At 71.4% G+C, this 710-nt stretch carries 1 protein-coding gene; it reads left to right on the forward strand.

The window, feature by feature from the left end:
• Window positions 1-710, forward strand: a 710-nt coding sequence (locus tag ACBJ32_RS59375; protein ID WP_375134403.1) for a sulfatase-like hydrolase/transferase, incomplete at both ends; no start/stop codon positions are given.

Genomic DNA, 710 nt, shown 5'->3' on the forward strand with positions numbered 1-710 from the left:
CGGAGGCGCCATCGACTACTACTCCAAGGTCAGCGGCAGAGGCGAGGTGGACCTGTACGAGGGCGAAGTGCCGACGCAATCGCTGGAGTACTACACCGACACGGTGGCCGCGCACGCGGCGGCGTACATCACCGCACATCGCGAGCGGCCCTGGCTGCTCAACCTCAACTTCACCGCCCCGCACTGGCCCTGGGAGGCGCCCGGCGACCAGGACGTCAGCAAGGACCTCACCGCCCGCATCAAGGCCGGAGAGCCGGGAGCGCTCCAGCACGCCGACGGCGGCTCGCTGGGCACCTACCGCAGAATGGTCGAGGCCATGGACGCCGGCATCGGCCGCGTGCTGAAGGCGCTGACCGACAGCGGGCAGCGCGACACCACCCTCGTCATCTTCTCCAGCGACAACGGCGGCGAACGCTGGTCCTACCAGTGGCCGCTGAGCGGGTCCAAGGGCCACCTCAACGAGGGGGGAATCCGGGTGCCCACCATCGCCCGCTGGCCCGCCGCCCTCGACGGCCGCCAGGTCAGCGACGTCCCCGTCATCACCCAGGACTGGACGGCGACCATCCTGGACGCCGCCGGCGTGCGACCCGCCGACAGCCACCCACTGGACGGGCACACTCTCCTGCCCTACCTCCTCGACGGAGCCCCAGCCCCGGACAACGCCCTGTTCTGGCGCACCAGCCGGGCCGGAGCGCTGCGCAGCGGCCGCT

Origin of the sequence: Nonomuraea sp. GTA35 (assembly GCF_041950525.1) — a bacterium.
In the GTDB taxonomy this organism is placed as follows: Bacteria; Actinomycetota; Actinomycetes; order Streptosporangiales; family Streptosporangiaceae; genus Nonomuraea.